The sequence below is a fragment of the Roseiarcus sp. genome (assembly GCF_052145395.1).
Taxonomy (GTDB): Bacteria; Pseudomonadota; Alphaproteobacteria; order Rhizobiales; family Beijerinckiaceae; genus Roseiarcus.
This window is the reverse complement of sequence record NZ_JBKQOT010000574.1, coordinates 1-3,584: the sequence shown is the minus strand read 5'-3', so window position 1 is coordinate 3,584 and position 3,584 is coordinate 1. Positions and strand designations below refer to the sequence as shown.

At 67.2% G+C, this 3,584-nt stretch carries 4 protein-coding genes and 1 pseudogene; 4 read left to right on the top strand and 1 reads right to left on the bottom strand.

Translation table 11 applies throughout. The annotated features are described in order from the left end of the window. Positions 1–797 (top strand): annotated as a pseudogene (locus ACLP25_RS19850) (DNA gyrase subunit B); the annotation flags it as partial. Positions 798–875: 78 nt separating this feature from the next. Here the strand turns inward: ACLP25_RS19850 and ACLP25_RS19845 are convergent. Continuing rightward, complete coding sequence (locus ACLP25_RS19845; protein ID WP_442470882.1) at positions 876–1,409, bottom strand: metallophosphoesterase family protein; 534 nt, start codon at positions 1,407–1,409, stop codon at positions 876–878. Between the two features lie 339 nt (positions 1,410–1,748). On the opposite strand from ACLP25_RS19845, the gene ACLP25_RS19840 reads away from it, so the two are divergent. The 3 genes from ACLP25_RS19840 to ACLP25_RS19830 form a co-directional block, all read left to right on the top strand. After that, entirely contained in the window at positions 1,749–2,756 is a 1,008-nt protein-coding gene (locus ACLP25_RS19840; protein WP_442470881.1) for an alpha/beta hydrolase, read from the top strand. Then, on the top strand, positions 2,732–2,869 hold the full coding sequence (locus ACLP25_RS19835) for a hypothetical protein (protein WP_442470880.1): 138 nt from the start codon (positions 2,732–2,734) through the stop codon (positions 2,867–2,869). The genes ACLP25_RS19840 and ACLP25_RS19835 overlap by 25 nt, the downstream gene beginning before the upstream one ends. A 323-nt stretch (positions 2,870–3,192) precedes the next feature. After that, a partial coding sequence (locus tag ACLP25_RS19830; RefSeq protein WP_442470879.1) for a patatin-like phospholipase family protein occupies positions 3,193–3,584 on the top strand: 392 nt, incomplete at its 3' end.

The following is a 3,584-nucleotide window of genomic DNA, read 5'->3' as shown; positions in this document are numbered from 1 at the left end:
TGTTCAAGGTCAAGCGCGGCCAGTCCGAGCAGTACCTGAAGGACGAGCGGGCGCTCGACGACTATCTGATCGAGACGGGCCTCGAGGGCGCGTCGGTCAGGCTCGCGAGCGGCGAGGTGCGCGCCGGAGCGGACCTGCACGCGCTGGTCGAAGAGGCGCGCGCCATGCGGCGCCTGCTGACCGGCCTTCATTCGCGCTACAATCGCGCCGCGGTCGAGCAGGCGGCGCTCGCCGGCGCGCTGAGGCCGCTGAGCTCCGCCGACGATCCCGAAGGCGCCGCCCGCGCTGACGTGCTCGCCGAGCGGATGAACGCGATCGCGGAAGAAACGGAGCGCGGCTGGACCGGCCGGGTCGACTCCAACGGCTATGTGCTGACCCGCGAGGTGCGCGGCGTGCGGCAGGCGGCGATCCTCGACGCGGGCCTGATCGCCTCGGCCGACGCCCGCCGGCTCGCCGAGCATGCGCGGCCATTGGCGGAGGCCTTCGCCGAGCCCGCGACCTTCGTCCGCCGCGGCGAGGAGACGTCCGTCTCCGGCCCGTCCGGCCTCCTCGAGGCCGTCAACGCGCAGGGGCGCAAGGGCGTGGCGATCCAGCGCTACAAGGGCCTCGGCGAGATGAACAAGGACCAGCTGTGGGAGACCACCCTCGACCGCGAGGCCCGCTCGCTCTTGCAGGTGAAGATCCGCGAGGTCGACGAGGCCGACGACATCTTCGTCAAGCTGATGGGCGACGTGGTCGAACCGAGGCGGGAGTTCATCCAGGACAACGCGCTGAGCGTGTCGAATCTGGACGTGTGAGCCGTTGGACTTCGGCACGGCGCGCGACCCGCCCGTCTCGACGCCCCGCGGTCGCTCCGTCCCGGACGCCGGCGACTCCTACGCCGCGATCACGCCGGGTCTGCGGAGGCCGATTTCGGTCGCCACCGTGGCCATGTCGATCGGACCGTAGCCGTGGCTGTCGACCCCGACGTCGAGGCTGAGGCCGAGCGGCTGGGCGTCGAACTTGCCGTGAACGTGGCCGTACAGGTGCCACGCGCCGCGCCAGGCGTTCGGCCACTCGCGCAACGGATAATGGCAGAGGAAGATGCGCTGTCCGCCGATGGCGATCTCCCGCATCTCGGCAATGGAGGCGAACCGGCCGGTCGCCTCCATCAGGTCGCGTGGGTCATTGTTGCCGAGAATGACATGGATTTGACCGTTCAGCCTGCCCAGGATTTCGGCAAGCCGGTCGTGATGGTCGTGGCCGACGTCGCCGAGGTGATAGACCTCGTCCTCCGGCTTCACCCGCTCGTTCCATCGCTTGACGAGAAGCTCGTCCATCTCGGCGAGCGTCTTGAATGGCCGCTTCCGTGCTGTCAGGGCGAGGATGTGCCCAAAATGCGTATCCGCCGTGAAATGAACCTTCCGCATCAAACACCGCCTTCGTTGCCTTTATACCTGAACGTTCCCCCGAACGCCGCGCGGCGAAAAGCCGCGCGCCTTTCCTTTTTGCGCCGCTCTCCCGCGCGTGCAGATGGGAGCGAGGGGCGAGCGTATATTTGTTAGCAAGTCCCATGCCGCAAATCTATCAGAGTCGCGACAAGATTCTCGCTCATCACGGCGTCGATGGCCCTGTCGCGCATGGTACGGGTCTCCACGGAACGGCGCGATCGCGGACGGTCCGACGGCGTCCAGGCGCAGCTTTTCGGCGAGGGTGAAGGTCAGATGAGCCCCAGGCGGGACATTGGCGCAGCGCGCCGAGCCTTGCTGATGAAGTCGCTGCGCCTCGCAGCCGCCCTGCTCCTTGTCGCCCAGGCGGCGGGCTGCGCATCCAGTTCCGAGGGCGTCCTCGTCCCTGTCTCCGACTCGCCGCGGGCGGCGGCGCGGGTCGAGATGCTAGTCGCCACCACGCGCCAGCGCAGCCCGGAGCCGGGCGTTTTGTTCAACGGCGAGCGCGCGGAGGCTCTGTCGCTCGAGAACATCGTGGTGTCGATCCCGCCGAACCGCGAAGTGGGCTCGGTCCAATGGCCGCGGCCCGGCGCCGCGGACCCGTCCCGCGATTTCGCGGTGGTCTCCCTGAAGCCGCTCAACCCCGCGGACCTTTCCCACTGGCTCGTGCGACTGGCCCCGAAGAGCGGGAGAGTGCTGGTCTTCGTGCACGGCTACAACACGCGTTTCGAGAGTTCGGTGTTCCATTTCGTGCAGCTTGTCCACGACATGGGGACCGACGCGGCGCCGGTTCTGTTTTCATGGCCGTCGCGGGGCCGTCTTCTCGACTATAATTACGACCGGGAGAGCGCGAACTACTCGCGCAGCGATCTCGCCGGTCTCTTGAGGGCGGTGGCGAGAAGCCCGAACGTCAAGGACATCGTGGTCGTCGCGCACTCCATGGGCGCGTGGCTGACCGTGGAGTCGCTGCGGCAGATCGCGCTCGAGGACGGGCGGGTTCCCGCGAAGATTTCGAACCTGATCCTGGCGTCCCCGGACCTCGATATCGACGTCTTTCGCCGGCAGGTGGCGGAGATGGGAGCGGATCGGCCGCACATCACCATCTTCGTCTCGCGGCACGACCGCGCGCTCGCTCTTGCGAGCTTGATTGCGGGTGGCGTCACTCGCGTTGGCGCGGTCGACCTCACCCGGCCCGAGAACGTCGCCGAGCTCGAGTCCGCCCCCGGCGTCGTCGTTCTCGACCTCTCCGCTCTCCGGACGAGCGACGCGCTGAACCACAGCAAACTCGCGACGAGCCGGCCGTCGTGCGCCTTCTCGGCGACCGGCTGATTGCGGGAGAGCAAATCGGTGATTCCGACATCAACGCGGCCACCGCCGCACAGGCGGTGGGAAACGTCGTGGCCGCGCCGATCGTCCTGTTCACCGGCGGTCTTAGGAACTGAGCGCATGCGCGATCACGGGTTCACATTCGGGCGTCATAAAACGAAAGCGTGCTCGTGATAGATATCGCCGCTCGAGCCGAGAGATCGAAGTATTTTTGCCACGCGACCGATTGATGTGGTTGCGAGAGGCGTTGCGTCGCGCGTTCTTTGACGCTCAACGCGGTTCAGAAGATTGATCGCGGCGCGAGGTTGCCCCCTCTTGCTTAAGCTGCCAAGAGACGGTTACAAGGCGTTGCTTTGAGCGCCAATACTCAACGCAAAAAAGATTTATCGGAGCCGGCCTTGGGCCGGAAACGCGCCATCTTCTCCAAATGGGGGCTGCCATGCCGAAACGAGCCGGAAACGCGGGCGACGCGCCTCGCAGCCAGGTGCAGGTGGATTTGGCCCTCCAGGGTGGGGGGTCGCACGGCGCGTTCACTTGGGGCGTGCTCGACCGGCTCCTCGAAGAGCCCTGGCTGAAGATCGAGGCGATCTCAGGCGCCTCCGCCGGCGCGATGAACGGCGCCGTGCTGGTCAGTGGCTACATGCAGGGCGGCGCGGCGGGCGCGCGGGCGGCTCTCGACGCCTATTGGGGCCGGGTGGCTGAGGCGGCGCGGTTCAGCCCGCTCCAGCGCTCGCCGCTCGACCGCCTGATGAACCGCTGGAGCCTCGACACCTCTCCGGCCTATCTCGCGATGGACCTGATGTCGCGGATGATCTCGCCCTACAGCCTCAA

Coding starts and splice junctions, on each gene's coding strand:
- ACLP25_RS19840 (WP_442470881.1), top strand. CDS start 1,749: ATGAAGTCGCTGCGCCTCGCAGCCGCCCTGCTCCTTGTCGCCCAGGCG.
- ACLP25_RS19845 (WP_442470882.1), bottom strand. CDS start 1,409: ATGCGGAAGGTTCATTTCACGGCGGATACGCATTTTGGGCACATCCTC.